Origin of the sequence: Polaribacter cellanae (assembly GCF_017569185.1) — a bacterium.
Lineage (GTDB): Bacteria > Bacteroidota > Bacteroidia > Flavobacteriales > Flavobacteriaceae > Polaribacter > Polaribacter cellanae.
This window is the reverse complement of sequence record NZ_CP071869.1, coordinates 2920697-2944846: the sequence shown is the minus strand read 5'-3', so window position 1 is coordinate 2944846 and position 24150 is coordinate 2920697. Positions and strand designations below refer to the sequence as shown.

Below are 24150 nucleotides of genomic sequence, written 5' to 3'. Positions count from 1 at the left end.
TTTTTGTGATTAAGAACGAAAATCAAGAACACTCTTTTTACATTTATAAATCTTATACTGAAGATATAAATAAGAAAAAACTCAGAACTAAAAACATTTTATTAGAAGAAGAAGAAATCTCAAATGGTTTAAACCATATTCTAGACAATGAAGGAGACATAGTGTATGCTGAAAAAATAAAAAATGGTAAAAAAGACGAAAATATTCTTTTCAAGAAAGAATTTAAAAAGAAAAAAACTAAAGATAGTTATCAAAGTAGAATGATGGAAAATTGTTACCCTGTAACAACATACCATTACGTTGATAATTATTTAGTTTGGAAAATAAACGGAGAGCCAGACCAGTGGGTTTTTGCTGGCTCTACATTAACAGGAATATCTGTTTCTCAACTTTGTGAATCTTATTGGTTACCAGATTTAAATATTGGCGGTGGTGGTAATTCTGGTGGTTATTATACTAATCCTGGAAATAGTCCTGCATATCAAGATTGTCAGTCAAATAGTAATAAAAATTACCAAGGAAGATACGTAGAAGAAGATAATCCTTGTAAATATGTGATAACTGTAAACCCTATTGAGTGTGGAGAAGGTTATGAATATGATTCAATTTTAGGAGAATGTGTTGAAGAAATAGTTGTTGTATCTCCAGATGACCCAATTGAAAATTTAGAAAAATTTTTAGGTTGTTTAGATAAAACAAAAGGTGCTACCGTTACAATTTATGCAAAACAACCAAATCCTAATAAACCCAGTACACCCGCAACATTAGAAAATGGTGTTGGCCATGCTTTTATAACAATTTCACAAGGAGAGCATAGGTTAAGTTACGGTTTTTATCCTGAAAAAGGAATCGGTTATTTTAACGCAACAGCTGGTATAATGGATAGGAATGAAAATTATCCATATCATGTTAGTGTAACTAAAACAATTTCTAGTAGTACTTTAAGTAATTTAATAAAAGTTAGTTTAGATTATGACACTGCAGAATATGAACTGCAAGCACAAAATTGCACAAATTTTGCAATTTCTGCTTCACGTATCATAGGTTTAAATATTACCGAATCAGTATGTATTGGAAATTATGGGGTTGGAAAAGGTGCAACTCCTGGTAAATTTGGTGCATATTTAAAGATTATGAATTTACCAACTGGAGCAACAAGAAACAAAGCTGGAGGTATTTCTCCTTCAAATAAAGAATGTCTTAAATAAAAAAAACATGACTTTACAAATAAATTCAAACAAGCTTATTTTTATAAAATCATTATCGCTTCTTAGTCTTAGTTTAATTTTTATACCCTCAGATAAATTTTCTTTAATTTATATTATCTGGCTTTTACTACTACTTTTTGGAAATATTTCAGAATTGTTTTCTTTAGATTTATTTCTAAGTCTTATCAGTATAATTGAGTTTTTCATGGTTTTTAATAAAAAAAAGCATATAGTTTTATTTGGTTATTTACTGGCTCCTTCATTAATACCTGTAGCTCTTTATTACAGAAACCAAAAATTAGATGTTTGGTTTTGGTTACCCTTAATAATTTTTATATTAAGTAGCACCTACGCAATTTATTTATCATTTAAAATAACAAAGTATGAATAATAACTATTTTAATTCTGCTATTAATTACTTGTTCAAGTTTTGGACAGGAAATTACTTCAGAAAACTGGATAGAAAGCGAAAAAAAACAATATAAAATCTTTTGATGAAAAACAGACTACATTAAAAACTGTTGGTGGTAAAAAAATGTATACAAAAGATGCTAATGTTTTTGCTTATTTTAAGAAAGAAGAACCGGAAAACCCTTTAGGAGTTTTACAGTTCGAAAGTACTAGTAATAAATTAGGTTCTTGGATATTTATAAATCTAGGAGGTTATTAATATTTTTTAACATTTAGTTTACTTTAAAACTACTGATAAAGCATAATTTTTTAAAGTTGTGCTTTATCATTTTTTATATTCTTCCTTCAACAAAACAATATCTTTTTTTAACTTTTCCATATCTTCTTTTTTGGTGCCATCGTAATAACCTCGAATTCTTCTTTCTTTGTCTACCAAAACAAATTGTTCTGTATGAATAAAATCGTCTTCTCCTCCATCGCCTTCATCTAAAACCGCAAAATAACTCTTTCTCGCCAATTCGTAAATGTGTTTTTTAGAACCTGTGGTTACATTCCATTTTCCATCAATTACACCTTTGTTTTCTGCGTATTTTTTTAAGACTGAAACACTATCCATTTTTGGAGTTACAGAATGTGAAAGAAACATAATATCATTATCGTTTTTATAATAATCTTGCAATTCGCTCATATTATAGGCCATCGCAATACAAATGGTTTTACAACGCGTAAAAAAGAAATCGGCAATGTAAATTTTGTCTTTATAGTCTTCGTTTGTAATGGTTTTTCCATTCTGATTTATCAACTTAAAATCGGCTATTTTATGATTTTTTTGAACATGCAACATCGATTCGTCTACCAACTGCGGATTTACATCTACAGGATTAAATACTTTTAGTTTTTTATCGACTTTTAATAAATGATAAAAAACAGGAATTGCAATTGCGGAAAAAACCACTAAAAAAATAAGTGTTGGTAACGATTTTTTAAAAAACTTAAAATCCATAAAACGAAGTTATTTCTACAAATTTACGACTTAAAAAATCGTTTGGAAAGGGGTTTCTATAGCTATCTATCTAAAATGTTTGTTAAAATAAAAAATGTAGCTTCGATAGTTCTTTTACAACTCTCTTTAAAAACGTACATTTGCACGTTTTTTAACTATGATTTAACACTGAATGGAAATATTAATAAAAGCATCTCAATTTATTTTAAGTTTATCTTTATTGATTGTTTTGCACGAATTGGGGCATTTTATCCCTGCAAAATTGTTTAAAACGAGAGTAGAAAAATTCTATTTATTCTTCGATTATAAATTCTCTCTTTTCAAGAAAAAAATTGGTGAAACCGTTTACGGAATTGGTTGGATTCCTTTGGGTGGTTATGTAAAAATTTCTGGAATGATTGACGAAAGTATGGATACAGAGCAAATGGCTTTGCCTCCACAACCTTGGGAATTTCGTTCGAAACCAGCTTGGCAACGTTTAATTATTATGTTGGGTGGTGTTTTTGTAAATTTTGTTTTAGGGATTTTAATATACATCTGTTTAATGTGGGCCTATGGCGAAAAGTTTTTACCAAACGAAAGTGTAAATGCAAAGGATGGTATTTGGGTGCAAGATTCTTTAGCGATGAAAATTGGCTTAGAAACTGGCGATAAAATTTTAACTATTGATGGTGAAAAAATTAGAAAATTCAATGGAATTACATTAGGGTTTATTAATGGAAATAATTTTACCTTAGATAGAAATGGAACGATTATCGAAAAAAATCTTCCAGAAGATTTTATTTCTCAATTAATGGACAGAAGGAAAAATGAAAAAGGCCCTGTTGTTTCTGAAAGAATTCCTTTTGTAATTGGTGGAGTTTCAAAAGAATCTCCAAATGTAAAAGCCGATTTAAAACCGAAAGACCTTGTTGTTGGTATTAATGGAACTGCCATAAAATATTTTGATGAAGCTAAAAATGTATTGAATAAATATAAGAATCAAAACATTACTTTAACCATAAAAAGAGCAAACAAAACAAAGGAGATTCCTGTAAAAGTTACTAAGGAAGGAAAATTAGGTGTTGCTTTAGGACAACTTAAATATACAGATTTAGAAAAATTAGGCTATTACGATTTGGCTGATATAGAGTATTCTTTTATAGAAGCAATACCTGCAGGTTTAACAAAATCTTGGAAAACGCTTACAGATTATATGAAGCAATTGAAAAAGATTTTTAACCCAAGTACAGGAGCTTACAAAGGTTTGGGTGGTTTTATTTCTATTGGAAGTATTTTTCCTGCAGAATGGAGTGCACAAGCTTTCTGGGAAATCACAGCATTTTTATCGATCATGTTAGGTTTTATGAATCTTCTACCAATTCCTGCTTTAGATGGTGGTCACGTAGTTTTTACGCTTTGGGAAATGATTACTGGAAAAAAACCAGGAGATAAATTCTTAGAATATGCACAAGTTGCTGGTTTTGTTTTATTGATTGCTCTGCTGCTATTTGCAAACGGAAACGATGTTTATAGGTGGATACAAAGTTTGGGTAATTAATTTATCCTATTTAAAAATATTAAAAAGCCTCACAAATAAAAATTGTGAGGCTTTTTGTTTACATTTTAAATGATCGATTAATAAAAGAAATCCAAGTATATTCTACGTTGCAATTATCGCAAGCATAAGCTTTAGATCTTGGAATTAATCTTGCAATCCCTTTTCTTCTCATTCTGTGCCTAGACACAGATTTACATCTTGGACAGGCTTTCATAATAAGTAATATTTATTTAGACACTTGTAAGATACTAAAAAATTCTGAAAGCGTTTTTTAAAGCTTATTATAAACATTGGTTTTAATAATCGCTTGTTCGTTTTTCCAATCGATCCATTTTTGTCCTTTAATTCTTCGCATTAGATTGTCTATTGTTCGCATTACAAAAACATTGTAAATGGCTTTCGATAAGTTTTTAGGTTTTCTTGCTATTGCTCGTAAACTCATAGAAAAACCTGGTGTAACGTATTTCATATAATGCCAATAACCTTCTGGCATGTATAAAACTTGACCATGTTCTAAATTTGTTTTATATCCTTTCGCTTTTTTAAGTGCTGGCCATTTGTTAAAATCTGGATTCGAAAAATCGATATCTTCTCTCGTAATTAACGAATGTGGAATTTTATATAAATACTTGTTCTGTTTTTGATCGAACAAAATAATTTCTTTTTTTCCTTCAAAATGAAAATGAAAAATATTGGCTAAATCAATATCATAATGCATAAAAGTGTAAGAACCTGTTCCTCCGAAAAACAACATTGGTAAACCTTTCATTAAACGCAAACCAAAATCTGGATATTTAAAATCTTTCTGTAAAATAGGTACTTCTTTTAAAATATTCCAAAGAAAAATTCTAAATTTTGTAGGCTTAGTTTTTAGCAAATCTATATACTCACTCATTTTCATTTTTGCGTGTGGCTCGTTAAAACCATCTTTAAAATCTACGGGTCTATCGTCATACAAAGGTACCGTTTTATCTCCTGCAACTTTTTTCATATAATCTAAACTCCATTTTTTATATGCAGGCCAATTTTCTATAAATTGTTCTATAACCACTGGCTTTTGTGGCTTAAAGTAATTTTTTATGAAATCTTCTTTCGTAATTGTTTTTACTCGGTCTATCTGAGATAAGTTTAAAGACATAGCTTTGTTTTTTGAACGATGCAAAGTTAATAAATTGTAAGGAAAATGTTTGTTAAAACGAAAAACCATCATCTTTTGTAAATGATGGTTTAAAAATACTATAAATATTATTTTATGCTTTTACTGCTTTTTTTGTTTGCTTTGCAGCTTCATTTCTCTTAATTTTATGTGTTGGTCTTGTCCATTTTGGCTTTTCACCTAATGCTTCAAATTTAGAGTCTTTTGCCTCTACAGACTGTGGTTGTACTTTTTTAGTAAATGGTTTTTGCGGGTTCAATCCTAATAATTTAAACATTTTCATGTCTTCATTTACATCAGGGTTTGGTGTTGTTAATAATTTATCTCCTGCAAAAATTGAATTTGCTCCTGCAAAAAAGCACATTGCTTGTCCTTCTCTACTCATTTGTGTTCTTCCTGCAGATAGACGAACTTGCGTTTCTGGCAGTACAATTCTGGTGGTTGCCACCATACGAATCATATCCCAAATTTCAACGGGTTTTTCGTCTTCTAATGGTGTTCCTTCAACAGCTACTAAAGCATTTATTGGTGTAGATTCTGGTTGTGGATTTAAAGTTGATAAAGCCACCAACATTCCTGCTCTATCTTCTATAGATTCTCCCATTCCAATAATTCCGCCAGAACAAACAGTTACATTTGTTTTACGCACATTACCAATCGTATCTAAACGATCTTGGTAACCTCTTGTGGAAATTACTTCTTTGTAATATTCTTCAGAAGAATCTAAATTATGATTATATGCATATAAACCCGCTTCTGCTAAACGTTGTGCTTGATTTTCTGTTACCATACCCAAGGTACAACAAACTTCCATTTCTAATTTATTAATAGTTCTAACCATTTCTAAAACTTGGTCGAACTCTGGGCCATCTTTTACGTTTCGCCAAGCAGCTCCCATACAAACACGAGAACTTCCGCTTTCTTTTGCACGTAAAGCTTGCGCTTTTACTTGGTGTATGGTCATTAAATCGTTTCTTTCTACATTTGTGTGATATCTCGCTGCTTGCGGACAATAACCACAATCTTCGGAACAACCACCTGTTTTTATAGATAATAAGGTAGAAACCTGAACCACATTTGGGTCGTGTCGCTTTCTATGAATTGTTGCGGCTTCGTACAACAACTCCATCATAGGTTTGTTGTAAATTTCTAATATTTCTTCTTTTGTCCAATTGTGTCTTACTTTACTCATAAATGGAATTCTTTAATACAAACCCCTGCATAAAAGTAGCTTTTTTTATAGGGTTATTTATTACTCTTTAGTCTTTTTATCTTTAACTTCTAAAGCTTCTTCTGTAGAAACCTCTTTTCCTTTCAAGTAATTTGGCAATTCCATTCCTGCCATATTAAACATTTCTTGTAAAGGTGGTACTGCTTTATACATTCCTGAAATAAAGTTAGAGGTTGATGTTTTTCCATCTTTTTCACCACCATTTTCCCAAACTGTAACTTTATCAATTTTAATATTCTTAATGGCTTCTGCTTGTGTTTTTACCAATTCTGGTAATTTATCTGCAATTAATAATAAGGCTGCGTTTTGCGAATCGTTTCCAGCAGCTTGTACTATTTGGTCTAAACCTTGTGCTTGTTTCGTTAAAACTTCGTACAAACCTTGTGCTTCTGCTTGTGCTTTAAATAAAATGGCATCTGCTTCTCCTCTTGCAATTCTTCTTATATTTTCTGCCCTAGCTTCTGCATCTATTTCTACTTTTCTTTTGTCGATTTCTGCTGGTACAATAACATCTGCTAGTTGCGAAGAACGTTCTCTTTCTGCTCTAGCAACTTCTGCTTCTTGCTCTGCTGCATACGATTCTTTTAGGGCATTTGCTGTTTGTACTTTTTCTGTTGCAATTGCTGTACGCTCTGCTTCTGCTTCTCTTTGTCTTCTTAAAGAATCGGAATTTGCAACCGCAATTTTAGCGGTGTTTTCTCCTTCTACAGCTTGGGCATTTGCTGCTGCAACTTGGCTTCTTTCGTCTTGTAAAGCATTTGCTTCTCCAATAGAACCATCTCTATTTTTCTCTGCAACCGATTTTCTTGCGGCATTAATTGCATGTGCTGCAGCTTCTTTTCCTAAAGCTTCTATATAACCAGATTCGTCTACAATATCTGTAATATTTACGTTGATTAGTTTTAAACCTACTTTCTTTAATTCGGTTTCCACAGATTGAGAAATGTTGGTTAAAAACTTATCTCTATCGTTATTAATTTCTTCAATATCCATAGAGGCAACCACTAAACGTAATTGTCCGAAAATAATTTCTTGTGCCAATTCCTGAATATCGTTTTGCGCCAAACCTAATAAACGTTCTGCTGCGTTTTGCATAATACCTGGTTCTGTAGAAATACCAATGGTAAATCTACTAGGTACATTTACACGAATATTTTGTTTAGAAAGTGCATTTACCAAGTTTACTTCAATAGAAATTGGTGTTAAATCTAAAAATTCGTAATCTTGAATTACAGGAAAAATAAATGCGGCTCCACCGTGAATACATTTTGCAGATTCTCCTCCACCTACTTTTCCATACACTACTAAAATTCTGTCTGAAGGACATCTTTTATAGCGTTTTACCATGGCAATTATCAATATAAAAATAAATAGAATTGCAATTCCTATTCCTATTAAACCAGAAAACTGGTTGATTTGTAAAATTGTTAAGTTTAGCATAGTAATTTTGTTTTGTTTTGAGGTTCGATAATTAATATTCCGTTTTCTGTTACATCTGTAACTGTAATAATTCTTCCTTGTTTTAAATCTTCTGAATAGTCTGTTAAAGCTTCTAATTCTCTTAAAGATCCTTGAATCTTAATTTGAATTTTACCTGTTCTAGATCTATTTGCACCCACTGTTAAATAGACTTCACCTGTTGCATTTAAAGCATTGTGCATTTTTAGAGTTCCACTAGATGTTAATTTGCTGATGTAATAAAACAATGCTGCCATTACAAACATCATTAACAAACCACAAAAAATTGAGATAATAACTGTAGTGGGTTTCGAGTTTCCTGCATCGATACTCGAAATTCCACTCCAACCAAAAATAGTGAAAAAAGCAACTAAATTCTTCAATGTAAAAAATTGAAATCCAGCACCAGTATCGCCTTCTATTTCTGCATCTACATCTCCAAGATCATCGGAATCTGCACCAATTATGGTTGTTATTAAAACGATTAGAAACATAAAAGTAGAAATTCCTGTAAGTATCCAATACGTTTTTTGAAAAGAGGTTAACTCTTGAAACCATTCTATCATAATAGTTCGTTTTAAAGTGAATAAATATAAGAGTTTAAGACTTGATAAATGTAATTTATTTTGTCTATAAACAGAAACTCGTTTTTAAAGAAATTGCCTTTCTGAGAAAAAAACGATTATAAATAGACCAATTCTAAACTTAATACCATTTAATACTCGTAAAATTTATTGAGTTTCTATCTATTAGTAACTTAAACAAGATATTTGTTACAGAAATATTAAATTATTCAAACAAAAATCACTAAAAAACTAAATATATTGTGTTTTTTATATTTTAAAAAAGCAAAGAGTTTAAATTCTTGTTAAAAATTATAACGCAAACCAAAAAGAAAATTACTCGATGGCATTGGTAAAAAACCAGACTCTACATATGTTGCATTAAAAATATTATTTGCTGTTGCTGTAAAACTAAATTTATAAACATTTACAATTACAGAAGCATCCCAAACATTATAACTTGTTCCTGCAGTTCTATCTGCATATTTATAAATAATATTTTGTCTTACATTTTTAAATAATTGGGATGAAAAACGAGTTGTAAAATGATGCTTTAATGTATTTAATCTATAACGAGATAAATTTCTATTTTGGTCGGTAATATCGTCTTCTAAAAAAGTATATCCGAATCTTAAAGATTGCTTAAATTCTTTAATTTTAAAAGTATAATTTGCATCTAACTCAAAACCTTTTGTATTTACTTGCGAAATATTTGTTGCTATAAACTTTTTTTGTGAGACATCTTTTCTAATAAAATCTATAATATTATCTGAAGCTCTTGTAAACACAGCAAGTGTTGCAAAAAAGTTATTGTTTGTATATTTTAAACCAAATTCTTGTGCAATGGCTTCCTCTGGTTTTAAATTTGGGTTACCTGATGTGCTGCTATCATTATAAAATAAATCTGTATAGGTTGGTATTCTATAAGTATAACCAATATTCCAATAATACCTTAAGTTATCGGATAATTGTACACCAATATCTAAACCTGGAAACGCATGAAACTTAAAGTCTGAAAAATAAGTGGCTGCAACACCTGGAGTAATATCTATAACACCAAATTTAAAACGATGTTCTAAAAATACATTTGCCATTATTCTGTCTCGTTTTCCTAAATTATTACTGCTAATAGAAACACGAGAAACATCGAATCCAAAACCAGTAATTCCTAAATTAGAGGTGTAAGAAGCGTTGGTTTCTACTCCCACTTTATTCGTAATATGCAAATTTCTATAAAAACTAGGGTCGTCTTTTTTTAACAGAAAAATATCTTGACCTCTTCTCCAATAAATTCTTGGTGTTATTTTTAATTTTTCGCCCTTAAAAGTTGTTTGTACACCTAATAAACTATTTTGAGTTTCCTCATATTCGTTCAATCCAAAACTTGGTGGCGTATAAAAATTCTGAGCACCAAATTTTTTATCGAAAAAAGTACCAATCACTTCAATAGGTTGTTTTTTCTTATTGAAAACTGCTTTTAAGAAATAATTGTAATTATTATAGTCTAAATTTTCTCTGTACCCATTTGAAGTTAATGTTCCAACATGAGCCATTATAGAGGAGTTTTCGAATTCTTTACCAACAGTTACAGAACCATTTAATTGCCCAAAAGAACCTGCTTCAATATTTGCAGAAACTGTATTTTTTAATTTCTTTTTGGTTACAATATTTATAGCTCCAGTAAATGCATTTTGCCCAAAAACTCTTGCTGCAGGCCCTTTTATAATTTCTATTCGCTCAATTACTTCAATTGGCAAAGCTGCGTTTAATGTATGATGTCCTGTTTGAGAATCGTCCATTTTTATGCCATCAATTAATAATAAAGTTTGGTCGAAACCACCACCTCTAATGTATAAATCTGCCTGACTACCTGCTGTTCCTCTTCTTCTAATATCTACTCCTGCAACTTGTTGCAACAAATCTGCCACGTTTGTTGCTGCACTGTTTTTTATATCTGTTGATGTAATAATATGTATCGTTCTAGAATTTTTTTTGAATGGTAAATCTATTCTAGCAGATGTAATAATTACTTCTTTTAAAGTGTCTCTTTTTGTAGTTTCTTCTTGTGCTTTCGATTGTAAAGCAAAGAATAATACTGTAAATAATAAACTAATTTTAATTTTCATGAATATTGATTTAAAAACGATGCAAAAGTCGTAATTTTATGGACGATTAAACTAGTCCAGTTTTAAAATGATAGATAGTCCGGTTTTTACGCTTTTGAAACAATTAATTAGTTTTGATAAAAAGACTACTCAGCCTCTATATATTCAGGTTTCGCAACAAATTATTAATGCAATTCAGCGAAGATATTTAACCAAAGGGACTCTTTTGCCTGGAACTCGAAATTTATCGAAATTATTAAAAATACATAGAAATACTGCAGTTGCCATTTACGACGAATTGGCTTCTCTAGGTTGGGTGGAAATTATTCCTAATAAAGGCACATTTGTTATAGAACCAGAACAAACCACTGTAAAAATAAAAGCAACTTCTCAAAAAATAAACGAGGCTTATTTATCTGCAAAAAGAACAGGATTTCTATTTCAGACTTCTTTTCATTTGGCTTCCACTTCGCAATTTACAAATGCTAAATTTACGATTAACGATGGTAAGCCAGATTTGCGTTTGCATCCTGTGCATCAATTTACAAGATGGTACAGTGCAGCTATGAAACGTAAAAATTTAATTAAAAAATGGAACAGACCCAATGAGTTTTCAGACACTTTATTTCAAACCAATATTTGTAATTATTTGAATGCAACAAGAGGTTTTCATGTAGAACCCAACAACCTTTTAAGTACAAGAAGCACAGAAATGAGTTTGTACATTGTTTCTCAATTAATTCTCAAACCAAAAGATATTGTTTTAGTAGGAAATCTAAGTAACTATGCTTCAAATATGATTTTTCAACAAGCAGGTGCCTCTATTAAAACAATTCCTGTAGATAATAATGGTTTGAATGTTAATTATATAAAAGAACATTTTGTAAAAGGAAGCATTAGATGCGTATATGTTTGCGCTCATAGAGATTACCCAACTATGGTAACTTTAAGCGTAGAAAGACGTTTGGAGTTGTTACAACTAGCAAAAGAATATGGTTTTGCAATTATTGAAGACGATTACGATTACGATTTTCAATTCGAAGGTTCTGCAATGTTGCCAATGGCAAGTGCAGATGTTAATGGAATGGTTATTTACTTGGGTAAATTGGGGCAATCTTTATTTCCGAGCTTTCAAACCGGTTTTGTAATTGCTCCAGAAAATTTAATTTCGGAAGCCAATAATTACTTACAATTGTTAGACAAACAAGGCGATTTAATTCAAAAACAAATATTATCTGAACTAATTAATGAAGGTGAAATTTATCGTTTAATGAAAAAAAACGTTGTTATTTATAAGCAAAGAAGAGATTGTTTGTGCGATTTATTAAAGATACATTTTGCAGAGATTGCAACTTGGAAAATTCCTTCTGGTGGATTGGCAATTTGGTTGGAGTTTCAACCTAAAATAGCATTGGTTCAATTAGCAGAAGAAGCAGAAAAAAATGATTTATTTATTCCAAAAACCATTTTATATCAAAATAAAAATACCTGTGCCATTCGTTTTGGATTCGGACATTTAAACGAAGAGGAAATAACTTCAGTAATTAAAAAACTAAAAAAAGCACATCGTAAAGTTTCTTTTTAAGCATAAAAAATTACCTTTATTTTGGGCACTAATTTTATTTTTTTATGTCATTTTAGACGTTAGCAAATATTGTTCTCACTCAAACGCTGAAAAATAGTGAACTAAAATTAATAGATTTTATCATAAAAAAGGAATTTCAAAATGCTGAGCACTCGCTCGCTCGTAAAATTTTGCGTGGGAATTTACTCAAATGTGGAATTATAAAACGTGAGAATTTTCTCAAACTCGAAAAACCAAAATTGCGGAATTCCCAAGGAATCGTGAAATTTAGAAAGTTTGAGAAATTGAGCAGAAAATGAAAAATATAAATTACGGAATTCTTACTAAAAAGCTGAATTTTAGGATTTAATTAATAAACTAAGGAGAATGAAAAAAAACAACATTTGCTAACAACGCATAAAAATAATTGCTATTTTAGCTTAACCGAAAGCAGTTGCAATTTTGCACACTTCTGAATTTCATTCTGAAATTCCTCGTGCACAAAATCGAAACTATTCTTATACAAGCACGTTGGCAGCTATATAACAGAACACAATGGAATTTAACAAAGAAAAATATTTAGTATCTATATTTCTTTATCTGTTTGTGCCAACGTTTTTACCCACTCTATAAAACACAGTTCAAATTACTTACTATCTATAGCAAAGAATACACGATTAAAAGTAGAAGACTTAAAGCTGCTTTGAATAATAAATATATGCCAAAAATACTTAAATTATGATGCGTTTGCACTGAAAAAACAAGTGAAAAATTTTCTTTAATACTGCAATATTACATTATATTTGCAAACTTTAAGAGGCTCCAAGTGGAACCACTTTATTTTACACAAGTATTTAATTTAAATACTCTATATTTGTATCTATAAAATATTTCAAAATTTTAATCTGGGGGGATATAAAATGAAGAAAAAAAATTTCTTAGTGCTGTCTATAGCGCTTATGTACACATGTATGGTTAATGGGCAAGTTGTGCCACCACCAATGCCACCACCACCACCACCTGGACTTCCAGTTGATGGAGGTTTACTGTTTCTATTTGTTTCGGGATTAATTTATGGAGTTAACAAGGTTAGAAAATAATATTCTATCTAACCATTAATCTACTTACATACTTTCCAATAACGTCGAATTCTAAATTTACCTTGTTATTTAATGATATGTTTTTGAATGAAGTATTATCAAAAGTATAAGGTATTATTGCAACACTAAAAGAATTCTCTTTAGAATTTACTACTGTTAAACTCACTCCATTTACAGTTATCGATCCTTTTTCTATAGTTATATTATTTTTTTCTGAGTTATAACTAAACGTAAAAATGGTACTTCCATTTTGTTTTTCGATATTGGTACAAACACCTGTTTCGTCTACATGACCTTGCACAATGTGTCCATCTAATCTGTCGCCTAATTTCATAGCGCGTTCTAAATTAATTGCATCAGCTGGTTTTAACAAACCAATTGTTGTTTTATCTAAGGTTTCTTTAATGGCTGTTACTGTGTATTCATCATTATTTATTGCTACTACAGTTAAGCAAACTCCATTATGTGCTACACTTTGGTCTATTTTAAGTTCGTTTGTAATTGAGCTTTTTACTGTTAAATGAACGTTGTCTTGCTCTTTTTCTATATTTGTAACAACTCCAAGTGTTTCTATAATTCCTGTAAACATTTCGCTAAATTTTGGTTACTTTTGTACAAATCAAAAATAGGAATAATACAAGAGTTACTATGGATAAATCTGATAAAATTATCGTTGGAATTTCAATTGGAGATCTAAATGGAATAGGAATAGAAGTAATTTTAAAAACATTTCAAGATAAAAGAATGTTAGATTTTTGTACTCCAGTTTTATTTGGAGCTACCAAAGTTATTTCTTACCATAAAAAAGCACTTAGTTTAGAGGTTCCTGTGCATGGTATTACTAACATAAATCAAGTAAACCATAACAAAATAAATGTTTTAAATATTTGGAAAGAAGAAGTTAATTTAGCTTTAGGAACATCTACAAAAGAATCTGGAGAATATGCAGCAAAATCATTAGCTTCTGCTATGGAACATTTAAAAGAAGATCGTATAGGTGTTTTGCTTACAGCTCCAATAAATAAAGAAAATATTCAATCGGAAACTTTTAACTTTCCTGGGCATACAGAGTATTTAGAAGCAAATTTAGAAGGCGATGGCTTAATGATTCTAATGACAGATAAACTAAGAATAGGTTTAATTACTGGGCATATTCCAATCTCTAAAGTTGCAGAAACAATTACACCAGCACTTATTAAAGAGAAAGTTGCAGTAATGCACGAGTCTTTAAAGAAAGATTTTGGAATTAATAAACCAAAAATTGCTGTATTATCTTTAAATCCACATTGTGGAGATAAAGGAGTTATTGGAAAAGAAGACGATGAGATTATAAAACCAGCAATAGACGAGATTAAAAAAGAAGGAACATTAGTTTTTGGGCCTTATGCTGCAGATGGTTTTTTTGGTTCGGAAACCTACAAACAATTCGATGGCGTATTAGCAACTTATCACGACCAGGGTTTGGCACCTTTTAAAGCACTGTCTTTTGGTAATGGTGTTAATTTTACAGCAGGTTTAAATAAAATTAGAACTTCTCCAGACCATGGAACAGGTTTCGATATTGCAGGAAAAAACCTAGCAAATTCTTCTTCTTTTACAGAAGCATTGTTTGCAGGTATTCAAATATATAGGAATAGAAACGAGTATTTAGAGCTTACTAAAAACCCACTATTAGTAAAGTAATTACCGAAATTAATTTTTTTGAAAAGAAAGAGGTGTGTAAAACATTTTTTTATATCTTTGCACGCTCAATTGATGTATGATAATGAAAGACTTAAAACAATTCAACATATCGTTTGTAGGATTAAAAGAAGGAAAGCATTTATTCGAATATTCGATTGACAATACGTTCTTTAACGCATTTAATTACAATGAGTTTGAAAAAGCTTCGATAGATGTAACATTAGATTTTGTAAAAAAAAGCACCTTATTAGAGCTTCTTTTTACAGCTAAAGGAACTGTAAATGTTCCTTGTGATCTTACAAATGAGATGTTCGACCAAGAAATTAGTTCGGTTTTACCACTAGTTGTAAAATTTGGTCCAGAATATAATGATGATAATGAAGAGATTTTAATATTACCTCATGAAGCGTATGAATTTAATGTAGCACAGTTTATTTATGAAATGATTGTGTTAGCAGTTCCAAATAAAAGAGTACACCCAAAAGTGTTGGATGGAACTATGGAATCTGAGGCATTAAAAAAATTAGAAGAACTAAAAATAAAAAAAGTACAAACTGTTGAAGAAACAGACCCAAGGTGGGATAAATTAAAGAATTTAATAACAGATAAAAAGACATAAAATGGCACATCCTAAAAGAAAAATATCCAAAACAAGAAGAGATAAAAGGAGAACACATTATAAAGCATCTTATCAGCAGATCGCTACAGATCCAACAACTGGTGAGGCACATTTATATCATAGAGCTCACTGGCACGAAGGTAAATTATATTACCGAGGTCAAATAGTATTAGAATCTGCAGTTGCAGAAGCTTAAAAAAACAATTAAAATGTTTTAAAAACCCTCAAGTTTGAGGGTTTTTTTGCGTTTTTATACTAAAATCCATCGTTTTTGATAACTTTTTCCTAAAAAGTGAAAATATTTTCATTACTTTGAATTTCCTAAACATTTGGATAATAAACCAAGAATTATGACTAAAATCACTGCAGCAATTACAGCAGTAGGGAAGTATGTTCCTGAATATATTTTAACAAATAAAGAGTTAGAAAGCTATGTAGATACAAATGATGAATGGATAACTACAAGAACAGGAATAAAAGAAAGAAGAATTCTTAAAGGAGAAGGTTTAGGTACTTCTTACATGGCAATTAAAGCAGCCGAAGAATTATTACAAAAATCTAACTGTAACCCAACAGAAATAGATTTGGTTATTGTTGCAACAGCGACTCCAGATTTACCAGTAGCTTCTACAGCAGCCTATGTTGCTACAGAAATTGGTGCTGTAAACGCTTTTGGTTACGATTTACAAGCAGCTTGCTCTAGTTTTTTGTATGGAATGTCTACAGCAGCAAGTTATATAGAGTCTGGAAGATATAAAAAAGTATTGCTAATTGGAGCAGATAAAATGTCTTCGATTATAGATTATACAGATAGAGCAACATGTATTATCTTTGGAGATGGAGCAGGAGCTGTATTATTCGAACCAAATAACGAAGGTTTAGGTTTACAAGACGAGTATTTAAGAAGCGATGGAATTGGTAGAGATTTCTTAAGAATCGAAGCAGGTGGTTCTATCATGCCAACAACAAAAGAAACTGTAGAGGCAAATAAACATTTTGTATATCAAGAAGGAAAAACAGTTTTTAAGTACGCTGTTTCTAATATGGCAGATGTTGCAGAAAAAATGTTGATAAGAAATAACTTGACAGAGCCAGACATTCAATGGTTGGTGGCACATCAAGCAAATAAAAGAATAATCGAAGCAACTGCAAAAAGAGTGGGAGTTTCTTCGGAAAAAGTAATGATGAATATCCATAGATATGGAAATACAACATCTGCAACTTTACCACTTTTATTAGCAGACTATGAAAATGAATTGAAAAAAGGAGATAATTTAATATTTGCTGCATTTGGTGGTGGCTTCACATGGGGAGCTGCATACTTAAAATGGGCATACAATTCGTAATACTAAACAAACTAAATAATAAGAAAAATGGATATTAAAGAAATTCAAAATCTTATAAAATTTGTAGCTAAATCTGGCGCTAGCGAGGTAAAGTTAGAAATGGAAGATGTAAAAATTACAATTAGAACAGGTTCAGAAAAAACAGAAACAACAATTGTTCAAGCTGCACCTATGCAACAAGTTCCTGCTGCACCAGTAGCAGCTGCTCCTCAACCAACTTCAGAACAACCTGTAGCAACTTCTGCAGAAAGTAACGATGCTAAGTATATTACTGTTAAATCGCCAATTATTGGAACATTTTACAGAAAACCAGCACCAGAAAAACCAAATTTTGTAGAAGTAGGTTCAGAAATTAGTGTTGGAGATACAGTATGTGTTATCGAAGCAATGAAATTATTTAACGAGATAGAATCTGAAGTTTCAGGTAAAGTCGTTAAAATTTTAGTGGACGACTCTTCTCCAGTAGAATTCGATCAACCATTATTTTTAGTAGATCCATCGTAGGTTAATTCGAAAATCTATATATAAATTTCGAATATTTTTATTCAATTATATATCGATGTTTTTAATTAACTATTTTCTAACTAACGAAATACTACAAAGATGTTTAAAAAAATATTAATTGCCAACAGGGGTGAAATTGCACTACGTGTAATTAGAACTTGTAAAGAAATGGGTATTAAAACGGTTGCAGTATATTCTACTGCAGATGCAGAAAGCTTGCATGTAAGATTTGCAGACGAAGCAGTTTGTATTGGTCCTCCATCAAGTTCGGAATCGTACTTAAAAATGCCTAATATTATTGCAGCTGCAGAAATTACAAATGCAGATGCGATACATCCAGGTTATGGGTTTTTGTCTGAAAACGCAAAATTCTCTAGACTTTGTGAAGAACACAACATAAAATTTATTGGAGCTACTGGAGAGATGATCGACCAAATGGGAGATAAAGCAAATGCAAAATCTACCATGATTGCTGCAGGCGTTCCATGCGTTCCAGGAAGCGAAGGTGTAATTACCGATTTCGAAGATTGCCAAAAAATTGCCAAAGAAACTGGCTATCCAGTAATGCTAAAAGCATCTGCTGGTGGTGGTGGAAAAGGAATGAGAGCTGTTTGGAAAGCAGAAGATTTAAAAGAAGCTTGGGAATCTGCAAGACAAGAATCTAAAGCCGCCTTTGGAAATGACGATATGTATATGGAAAAACTTATTGAAGAGCCAAGACATATCGAAATTCAAATTGTGGGAGATTCTTTCGGAAAAGCATGTCATTTATCTGAGAGAGACTGTTCTGTGCAAAGACGTCATCAAAAGTTAACAGAAGAAACACCTTCTCCTTTTATGACAGACGAGTTAAGAGAAGCTATGGGTAATGCTGCTGTAAAAGCGGCAGAATATATAAAATATGAAGGTGCAGGAACTGTAGAGTTTTTAGTAGATAAGCACAGAAACTTCTATTTTATGGAAATGAATACACGTATCCAAGTAGAACACCCAATTACAGAAGAGGTTGTAAATTACGATTTAATTCGCGAACAAATCTTAGTAGCTGCTGGAGTACCAATTTCAGGAAAGAACTACTATCCTCAATTACATTCAATAGAATGTAGAATAAATGCGGAAGATCCTTACAATAACTTTAGACCAGCTCCAGGAAAAATTACAACTTTACATACACCAGGAGGTCATGGAGTAAGAATGGATACACATGTGTATGCAGGATATATGATTCCGCCAAATTACGATTCTATGATTGCAAAATTAATTGTTACTGCTCAAACAAGAGAAGAAGCCATTAATAAGATGAAGAGAGCATTAGATGAATTTGTAATTGAAGGAGTTAAAACTACCATTCCATTTCATAGACAATTAATGGACCATCCAGATTATATTTCAGGAAATTACACCACTAAATTTATGGAAGATTTTGTATTAAAATAACCATATTTAGTTATAATTATAAATGAAAAATAGAGAATACAGTTTGTGTTCTCTATTTTTTTTACCTTTATACGAAATAATTTATATATGAAGATTGACGGGATAGACAAAATTATTATTAAAACATTGGTAAAAGATGCAAGAACACCAGTTTTAAGTATTGCCAGAGAAGTAGGTATCTCTGGTGCAGCCATTCATCAACGATTAAGGAAGTTAGAAAAATTGAAATTAATCGATGGTTATCATATGAAGCTAAATCCAAAAGTTTTGGGATATACAACAACTGCTTTCGTAGGTGTTTTTTTAGATTCAATAGGAGAAGTTAAAGCAGTAACCAAACAAATAAAAAATATTCCAGAAGTAGTAGAAAGTCATTATACAACTGGAAATTACCCTATTTTTATTAAAATTCTATGTAAAAGTAACGACCATCTTCTAAGTTTACTTCAAAACAATATTCAAACAATTAAAGGTATTTCAAGAACAGAAACTTTAATTTCTTTGAGTCAGCAAATCAATCGACAAATTTCTATCTAAATTGGAGAAACCAAACCTTAATTATATACAGCAAATTTCTGGTGGAGATAAAGATTTTGAGGCCTCTATGCTTACAATCTTAAAAGAAGAGTTTATTAAAGAATTATCTTTGATAAAGAAAAATTTTAAAAAGGAAGATTACATACAACTATCATTTAATATACATAAAATAAAACATAAAATAAGTATCTTAGGTATGGAGAAAAGCTTTGAATTAGCTTCAGAAATAGAGCAAGAAATAAAAAATGGAAATACGGAACAATATGCAAATTTGATAATTATTTTAGAGAGAATTGGTGTATATTTAAGCGATAAATAAGTCCCCAAAAGAATGAATTGTATAATCATAGATGATGATGCGTCTGCTAGATTGATTATAAGGCAGTTGTGTAAACAAACAAAATTAAAAGTAAAAGAAGAGTTTTCTTCTGCGATAGATGCTATAAAATATTTAAACTCAAATTCAGTTGAAGTTATTTTTTTAGATATACATATGCCTACTTTTTCTGGATTCGATTTTATAAAAACTTTAAAAATATCTCCAAAAATTATTTTAACAACGTCAGATAAAACTTTTGCACTAGAAGCTTTCGAATACGATGCAGTGGTAGACTATTTGCTTAAACCTTTAAGGTTAGAGCGTTTCTTAAAATCGATCGATAAGTTGTCTAAAACAACTACGAACATTGGTGTTAAACACTCTTCAGCGGTTGGAAATAAAGATTTTATATTTGTATATGTAGATAAAAGATTGGTTAAAATTAATATTCCTGATATTCTTTTAATTGAAGCAAAAGGAGATTATATAAATATTAAAACGCTTAATAAAAACTACATAGTGCATTCTACTTTAAAAAAAATAGATGAGAAGTTGCCATCTAATATGTTTATGAGAATTCATAGATCGTATATTATAAATACTTCAAAAATTATAGATATCGAAGACAATACAGTCTTAATTGAAAAATATGTTGTTCCTATTAGCAGATCTCATAAAAGTGGATTAATGGAAAAACTAAATTTACTGTAAAACAAATAATCGAAAAAATAATACCATTCAACTATTATTTTATTCTATTTATCGAAATCCTAATTACAATGCTTAGAAAGATTGTTTCTTTGTAGTACAATTAGGGATTAAATATAATTTTAAGTTGAGTGAAATTATATAATTACAATTATAAATTGGGGGATTTATAAATTGGTACAAAAAGAGTTGAAAGTAATATTTTCAACTCTTTTTTTTTAATAAGACATTGAAGCGTTTTATGCTTTTAAGCAAAATAAACATAAACAGCCACAACAATTAAACAAATGGCGATTCCTGTGTGGGTTGTGTATTTCCAAGGAGTAATGTCTACCTGTTTAGTGTATTCTTGTATAAATGGTTCTTTTCTTGGATGTAACTTACCAATAACTAGCATTATTAAAACATTTAATATAAATAAGATAGCACAAATATCTAAAAAGTGCAAGCTCGCAAATACCTCAGGCGAATATACATCTATAATTAAATAAGCGATGTATAATAAACAACCAGAAACAAGCCCGATTTTAGCAGCGATTGCAGGAACATATTTTGTTAAATAACCAACGATAATAATCGTTAAAATAGGAATACTGTAAATACCATTTACCTTCTGTAAATAATCGAACAAACTACCAGCATCTGCTATTAGAGGGGCTACAAACATAGCTGCAATTGCCAAAATAATACCAAAAATTTTTCCATATTTTACAACGGTTTTTTCATCGGCATTTTTGTTGATGTGCTGTTTATAAATATCAACACCAAACAAAGTTACAGAGCTGTTTAAAACAGAGTTAAAAGAACTTAAAATTGCGCCAAATAAAACAGCTGCAAAGAAACCAACCCATGCTTGTGGTAATACTTTTTTTACAACCATTGGATAAGCACTATCTGCAGAAGCTAAATTTCCTTCAAATAAATGAAAAGCAATTAAACCTGGTAGAACCACAATAATAGGACCTAGTATTTTTATAAATGACGCTAATAATAATCCTTTTTGTCCTTCTTTTAAATCTTTTGCACCTAAAGCTCTTTGTATAATTTGTTGGTTGGTTCCCCAATAAAATAACTGAACCAACATCATTCCAGTAAAAATGGTGTAAAAAGGTACAGGATCGTCATTGGTTCCCATAGACTTAAATTTGTCTGGATTTTCTGTAGTTAAAATCGATAAGCCATCTAATAAACTTCCATCACCAATCATCATCAAACCAAAAATAGGAATTAAAACACCCCCCACTAAAAGTCCTATTGCATTAATAGAATCTGAAACTGCAACTGCTTTTAAACCTCCAAAAACGGCATAAATAGAACCTATAATTCCTATTCCCCAAACACAAATCCAAATAGATTCTTTTTGAGTAACTCCTAATAATTCTGGAACATCGAACATTCCACTAATTGCTAAAGAACCAGAATATAATATTACTGGCAACAATACAACAACATAACCTGTTAGAAACAAGCCAGAAGTTAATGTTTTTGTGGTAACATCGAATCTTTTTGCTAAAAACCCAGGTACTGTTGTTAAACCACCTTTTAAATACCTTGGCAATAAAAATATGGCAGTTACCACCATTGCAACAGCGGCTAAAGTTTCCCAAACCATTACAGATAAACCGCTTTCGTAAGCAGCTCCATTTAAACCAACAATTTGTTCTGTAGATAAGTTGGTTAATAGTAAAGAACCAGCTATAACTCCAGCAGTTAAACTTCGTCCTCCTAAAAAATATCCATCAGAAGAATCTTCTTTAGTATTTCTTGTTTTTAAATAAGCGATAATGGCTACTAAAGCTGTAAATCCTATAAATGTTAGAAATTGCATAATTTGGGTTTTGGTTGTTATTGAATTTTAATTGTGTCTAAATATACATCAGAATTATTAGAAGATGTAATTCATAAATATTTTTTTTATTTTTATATGAGTATAATAATAACACGTGTAAGTCTTTTTAAACAATAAATAAGTAGAAAAGTAAGGGTCATATACAAAAGGAAGAGAGCATGCTTACCTATTATAACGGGTTTGTTAAAAAACGATAAGTAAAAACCCCAGATTTTACTAAGTATTTTTTAAGCTCTATTTTAGGATGCTAAAATTTAGCGGTTGTTTTTCTGTAATTTTCAATTTTTTTGTTGATGATTTTTTCAACTAAAAACAATTACTAAGTATATAATTTCCATACTCTTGTGAAACAGTATATTCGTAATTATGTCAGCTTTATATAACCCAAACAAATTCTTAGTATTACTATCTTAATAGTTTGTTTGTGTAGCTTTTTCTTAAGTAAGTTTTGTTTTTATAATGATTAATAACTAGAAGTTTTACCAATATTTACTGTATTTTATTGTTTCTTATGATGATATTTTTTCGGATTCAAAAATCGTTAAAGCAGTATAATTTTTATATTGAATTGTCGGAAATAAATATATGGATTTTAAAAACAAAAAACCGCTGAAAATCAAAAGATTAACAACGGTTATTGTACTGAAGATGGGACTTGAACCCATACGAGCATTACTGCTCACTGGATTTTAAGTCCAGCGTGTCTACCAATTCCACCACTTCAGCATTGGTATTATAAAATAGAGCGAAAGACGGGATTTGAACCCGCGACCCCCACCTTGGCAAGGTGATGCTCTACCCCTGAGCTACTTTCGCAGTCATTATTTTTATTTAGAACTTGCTCAAAAAAATAAAATTAATTCTATATGTTTTAAGAGAGGTGCAAATATAATATGTTTTGTTTATCTTGCAAATACTTTTTTGTTTTTTTTTAATTTAAAATCAAATTTGTTTAAAGTGTACAATTCTTTCTTTCTTTTTAGACTTAAATTTACTGCTATATAAATAGCTTTTTTATGGTTTTGTAATATTTTTTTTTGATTTTTAGTTATCTGCTTGGAGTTAATGTTTGTTTTATAAAAAAAGAAAAGGTTTTTAAGAATTTTTTAGCTATTAAAGCTTTAAAATTATCTCAGTTTATAGATTTTATTTAAAAAATGCCTTTCCAAAAGAAATTCAGCAATCTTTTATTAAAGGAGTAGAATTATTTTTAAAAATAAATTCAAAAAAATATTTTAGAAGGAAAGAAATAAGTTTTTTTTAAATTTTGCTTATTTATTTTAATCAAAATGAAGAAAAACAACAGCAAATTTTCAATTTATTAAAAAAATCATCAGAAAAAGTCGAAGATAAATACACTTAGTTATGTTTATAAATATTTAACTTTTATAAGACATTACATACTTTTTGGATTTTTTACTTCAAAAAAGTCGGTAAGGAAGTTTAATATTACAACCCAATTCCAGAATATTATAACGGTTGTGTTTCATATTCTAAAAACGAAACTTGATGAAAACAAGTTTTAATTATTTAACAAACAGTGTTTTATGTAGAATTCCATCAAAAACAATAACGTATAAAAAAAACCTTATCAAAAAATGATAAGGTTTTTTTGCTCCTCTTCAAGGACTCGAACCTTGGACCCTCTGATTAACAGTCAGATGCTCTAACCAACTGAGCTAAAGAGGAGTTTGCTTCACATTTGTGATTAGCGAGTGCAAATATAATTTTTTTTAATACATCTCCAAATACTTTTCGAAAAAAAATTTATTTTTTTTTACTCTTTTATGACAGAAATTAATTCTCGAT

The 24150-nt window shown here is 30.3% G+C and carries 23 protein-coding genes and 3 tRNA genes; 14 read left to right on the top strand and 12 right to left on the bottom strand.

The features are described from left to right. The first annotated feature begins 5 nt into the window (after positions 1 to 5). Together J3359_RS13280 and J3359_RS18460 are read left to right on the top strand one after the other, a co-directional pair. Positions 6 to 1208, top strand: coding sequence for a hypothetical protein (locus J3359_RS13280; RefSeq protein ID WP_208077332.1), 1203 nt, complete (start codon positions 6 to 8; stop codon positions 1206 to 1208). A gap of 535 nt (positions 1209 to 1743) precedes the next feature. Then, entirely contained in the window at positions 1744 to 1878 is a 135-nt protein-coding gene (locus J3359_RS18460; protein ID WP_302850186.1) for a hypothetical protein, read from the top strand. Between the two features lie 66 nt (positions 1879 to 1944). Here the strand turns inward: J3359_RS18460 and J3359_RS13275 are convergent, their stop codons facing one another. Next, complete coding sequence (locus J3359_RS13275) at positions 1945 to 2622, bottom strand: SCO family protein (RefSeq protein WP_208077331.1); 678 nt, start codon at positions 2620 to 2622, stop codon at positions 1945 to 1947. A gap of 172 nt (positions 2623 to 2794) precedes the next feature. Between J3359_RS13275 and rseP the strand changes: the two genes are divergently transcribed. Continuing rightward, positions 2795 to 4162: an RIP metalloprotease RseP gene (gene rseP, locus J3359_RS13270; RefSeq protein WP_208077330.1), complete on the top strand. Its 1368-nt coding sequence runs from the start codon at positions 2795 to 2797 to the stop codon at positions 4160 to 4162. 58 nt (positions 4163 to 4220) lie between these two features. On the opposite strand, the gene J3359_RS13265 is transcribed toward rseP, so the two are convergent. The 6 genes from J3359_RS13265 to J3359_RS13240 all read right to left on the bottom strand — a co-directional run bounded on the left by J3359_RS13265 (position 4221) and on the right by J3359_RS13240 (position 10696). Continuing rightward, positions 4221 to 4376 carry a hypothetical protein gene (locus J3359_RS13265; protein WP_208077329.1) on the bottom strand — a complete coding sequence of 52 codons (156 nt, stop codon included), beginning with the start codon at positions 4374 to 4376 and terminating at the stop codon, positions 4221 to 4223. Positions 4377 to 4433: 57 nt separating this feature from the next. Continuing rightward, positions 4434 to 5300, bottom strand: a complete 867-nt coding sequence (locus J3359_RS13260) for a cupin-like domain-containing protein (protein ID WP_208077328.1) — start codon at positions 5298 to 5300, stop codon at positions 4434 to 4436. A 112-nt stretch (positions 5301 to 5412) separates the two neighbouring features. Then, on the bottom strand, positions 5413 to 6510 hold the full coding sequence (bioB, locus tag J3359_RS13255) for a biotin synthase BioB (RefSeq protein ID WP_208077327.1): 1098 nt from the start codon (positions 6508 to 6510) through the stop codon (positions 5413 to 5415). A 60-nt stretch (positions 6511 to 6570) separates the two neighbouring features. Continuing rightward, positions 6571 to 7989 (bottom strand): flotillin family protein, encoded by a 1419-nt coding sequence (locus J3359_RS13250; protein WP_208077326.1) that lies wholly within the window; start codon positions 7987 to 7989, stop codon positions 6571 to 6573. After that, positions 7983 to 8573 (bottom strand): hypothetical protein, encoded by a 591-nt coding sequence (locus J3359_RS13245; RefSeq protein ID WP_208077325.1) that lies wholly within the window; start codon positions 8571 to 8573, stop codon positions 7983 to 7985. The genes J3359_RS13250 and J3359_RS13245 overlap by 7 nt, the downstream gene beginning before the upstream one ends. Positions 8574 to 8875: 302 nt before the next feature. Next, positions 8876 to 10696, bottom strand: a complete 1821-nt coding sequence (locus J3359_RS13240) for a TonB-dependent receptor plug domain-containing protein (RefSeq protein ID WP_208077324.1) — start codon at positions 10694 to 10696, stop codon at positions 8876 to 8878. A 67-nt stretch (positions 10697 to 10763) separates the two neighbouring features. Here J3359_RS13240 and J3359_RS13235 point away from each other — a divergent pair, with 67 nt between their 5' ends. Together J3359_RS13235 and J3359_RS13230 are read left to right on the top strand one after the other, a co-directional pair. After that, the gene (locus tag J3359_RS13235) at positions 10764 to 12260 is read left to right on the top strand and encodes an aminotransferase-like domain-containing protein (protein WP_208077323.1); all 1497 of its coding nucleotides are present in this window, start codon (positions 10764 to 10766) and stop codon (positions 12258 to 12260) included. A gap of 938 nt (positions 12261 to 13198) precedes the next feature. Further along, positions 13199 to 13339, top strand: coding sequence for a PID-CTERM protein-sorting domain-containing protein (locus tag J3359_RS13230; RefSeq protein ID WP_243765915.1), 141 nt, complete (start codon positions 13199 to 13201; stop codon positions 13337 to 13339). Positions 13340 to 13343: 4 nt separating this feature from the next. On the opposite strand, the gene J3359_RS13225 is transcribed toward J3359_RS13230, so the two are convergent. Next, positions 13344 to 13928, bottom strand: coding sequence for a riboflavin synthase (locus tag J3359_RS13225; protein WP_208077321.1), 585 nt, complete (start codon positions 13926 to 13928; stop codon positions 13344 to 13346). A gap of 59 nt (positions 13929 to 13987) precedes the next feature. Between J3359_RS13225 and pdxA the strand changes: the two genes are divergently transcribed. The 9 genes from pdxA (at position 13988) to J3359_RS13180 (ending at position 20495) form a co-directional block, all read left to right on the top strand. Further along, the gene (gene pdxA / locus J3359_RS13220; RefSeq protein WP_208077320.1) at positions 13988 to 15022 is read left to right on the top strand and encodes a 4-hydroxythreonine-4-phosphate dehydrogenase PdxA; all 1035 of its coding nucleotides are present in this window, start codon (positions 13988 to 13990) and stop codon (positions 15020 to 15022) included. 82 nt (positions 15023 to 15104) lie between these two features. Beyond that, complete coding sequence (locus tag J3359_RS13215) at positions 15105 to 15641, top strand: YceD family protein (protein WP_208077319.1); 537 nt, start codon at positions 15105 to 15107, stop codon at positions 15639 to 15641. Between the two features lies 1 nt (position 15642). Continuing rightward, positions 15643 to 15837 (top strand): 50S ribosomal protein L32, encoded by a 195-nt coding sequence (gene rpmF, locus J3359_RS13210; protein WP_088354910.1) that lies wholly within the window; start codon positions 15643 to 15645, stop codon positions 15835 to 15837. Between the two features lie 154 nt (positions 15838 to 15991). Further along, positions 15992 to 16987 carry a beta-ketoacyl-ACP synthase III gene (locus tag J3359_RS13205; RefSeq protein ID WP_208077318.1) on the top strand — a complete coding sequence of 332 codons (996 nt, stop codon included), beginning with the start codon at positions 15992 to 15994 and terminating at the stop codon, positions 16985 to 16987. A gap of 27 nt (positions 16988 to 17014) precedes the next feature. Beyond that, the gene (gene accB / locus J3359_RS13200; protein ID WP_208077317.1) at positions 17015 to 17491 is read left to right on the top strand and encodes an acetyl-CoA carboxylase biotin carboxyl carrier protein; all 477 of its coding nucleotides are present in this window, start codon (positions 17015 to 17017) and stop codon (positions 17489 to 17491) included. A gap of 99 nt (positions 17492 to 17590) precedes the next feature. Beyond that, on the top strand, positions 17591 to 18928 hold the full coding sequence (gene accC, locus J3359_RS13195; RefSeq protein WP_208077316.1) for an acetyl-CoA carboxylase biotin carboxylase subunit: 1338 nt from the start codon (positions 17591 to 17593) through the stop codon (positions 18926 to 18928). Between the two features lie 87 nt (positions 18929 to 19015). Continuing rightward, entirely contained in the window at positions 19016 to 19465 is a 450-nt protein-coding gene (locus J3359_RS13190) for an Lrp/AsnC ligand binding domain-containing protein (RefSeq protein ID WP_208077315.1), read from the top strand. 1 nt (position 19466) lies between these two features. Next, positions 19467 to 19784 carry an Hpt domain-containing protein gene (locus J3359_RS13185; RefSeq protein WP_208077314.1) on the top strand — a complete coding sequence of 106 codons (318 nt, stop codon included), beginning with the start codon at positions 19467 to 19469 and terminating at the stop codon, positions 19782 to 19784. 12 nt (positions 19785 to 19796) lie between these two features. Beyond that, positions 19797 to 20495, top strand: a complete 699-nt coding sequence (locus J3359_RS13180; protein WP_208077313.1) for a LytR/AlgR family response regulator transcription factor — start codon at positions 19797 to 19799, stop codon at positions 20493 to 20495. Positions 20496 to 20739: 244 nt separating this feature from the next. Here J3359_RS13180 and J3359_RS13175 read toward each other — a convergent pair whose 3' ends face one another. The 4 genes from J3359_RS13175 to J3359_RS13160 all read right to left on the bottom strand — a co-directional run bounded on the left by J3359_RS13175 (position 20740) and on the right by J3359_RS13160 (position 24030). Beyond that, positions 20740 to 22320, bottom strand: coding sequence for a solute:sodium symporter family transporter (locus J3359_RS13175; RefSeq protein WP_208077312.1), 1581 nt, complete (start codon positions 22318 to 22320; stop codon positions 20740 to 20742). A 661-nt stretch (positions 22321 to 22981) separates the two neighbouring features. Then, positions 22982 to 23067 (bottom strand) — tRNA-Leu (locus tag J3359_RS13170). A gap of 18 nt (positions 23068 to 23085) precedes the next feature. Then, positions 23086 to 23157: transfer RNA gene (locus J3359_RS13165), tRNA-Gly, on the bottom strand. 799 nt (positions 23158 to 23956) lie between these two features. Beyond that, a tRNA-Asn gene (locus tag J3359_RS13160) sits at positions 23957 to 24030 on the bottom strand. Positions 24031 to 24150 lie beyond the last annotated feature (120 nt).

Coding starts and splice junctions, on each gene's coding strand:
- J3359_RS18460 (WP_302850186.1), top strand. CDS start 1,744: ATGTATACAAAAGATGCTAATGTTTTTGCTTATTTTAAGAAAGAAGAA.
- J3359_RS13275 (WP_208077331.1), bottom strand. CDS start 2,622: ATGGATTTTAAGTTTTTTAAAAAATCGTTACCAACACTTATTTTTTTA.
- rseP (WP_208077330.1), top strand. CDS start 2,795: ATGGAAATATTAATAAAAGCATCTCAATTTATTTTAAGTTTATCTTTA.
- J3359_RS13265 (WP_208077329.1), bottom strand. CDS start 4,376: ATGAAAGCCTGTCCAAGATGTAAATCTGTGTCTAGGCACAGAATGAGA.
- J3359_RS13260 (WP_208077328.1), bottom strand. CDS start 5,300: ATGTCTTTAAACTTATCTCAGATAGACCGAGTAAAAACAATTACGAAA.
- bioB (WP_208077327.1), bottom strand. CDS start 6,510: ATGAGTAAAGTAAGACACAATTGGACAAAAGAAGAAATATTAGAAATT.
- J3359_RS13250 (WP_208077326.1), bottom strand. CDS start 7,989: ATGCTAAACTTAACAATTTTACAAATCAACCAGTTTTCTGGTTTAATA.
- J3359_RS13245 (WP_208077325.1), bottom strand. CDS start 8,573: ATGATAGAATGGTTTCAAGAGTTAACCTCTTTTCAAAAAACGTATTGG.
- J3359_RS13240 (WP_208077324.1), bottom strand. CDS start 10,696: ATGAAAATTAAAATTAGTTTATTATTTACAGTATTATTCTTTGCTTTA.
- J3359_RS13235 (WP_208077323.1), top strand. CDS start 10,764: ATGATAGATAGTCCGGTTTTTACGCTTTTGAAACAATTAATTAGTTTT.
- J3359_RS13230 (WP_243765915.1), top strand. CDS start 13,199: ATGTACACATGTATGGTTAATGGGCAAGTTGTGCCACCACCAATGCCA.
- J3359_RS13225 (WP_208077321.1), bottom strand. CDS start 13,928: ATGTTTACAGGAATTATAGAAACACTTGGAGTTGTTACAAATATAGAA.
- pdxA (WP_208077320.1), top strand. CDS start 13,988: ATGGATAAATCTGATAAAATTATCGTTGGAATTTCAATTGGAGATCTA.
- J3359_RS13215 (WP_208077319.1), top strand. CDS start 15,105: ATGAAAGACTTAAAACAATTCAACATATCGTTTGTAGGATTAAAAGAA.
- rpmF (WP_088354910.1), top strand. CDS start 15,643: ATGGCACATCCTAAAAGAAAAATATCCAAAACAAGAAGAGATAAAAGG.
- J3359_RS13205 (WP_208077318.1), top strand. CDS start 15,992: ATGACTAAAATCACTGCAGCAATTACAGCAGTAGGGAAGTATGTTCCT.
- accB (WP_208077317.1), top strand. CDS start 17,015: ATGGATATTAAAGAAATTCAAAATCTTATAAAATTTGTAGCTAAATCT.
- accC (WP_208077316.1), top strand. CDS start 17,591: ATGTTTAAAAAAATATTAATTGCCAACAGGGGTGAAATTGCACTACGT.
- J3359_RS13190 (WP_208077315.1), top strand. CDS start 19,016: ATGAAGATTGACGGGATAGACAAAATTATTATTAAAACATTGGTAAAA.
- J3359_RS13180 (WP_208077313.1), top strand. CDS start 19,797: ATGAATTGTATAATCATAGATGATGATGCGTCTGCTAGATTGATTATA.
- J3359_RS13175 (WP_208077312.1), bottom strand. CDS start 22,320: ATGCAATTTCTAACATTTATAGGATTTACAGCTTTAGTAGCCATTATC.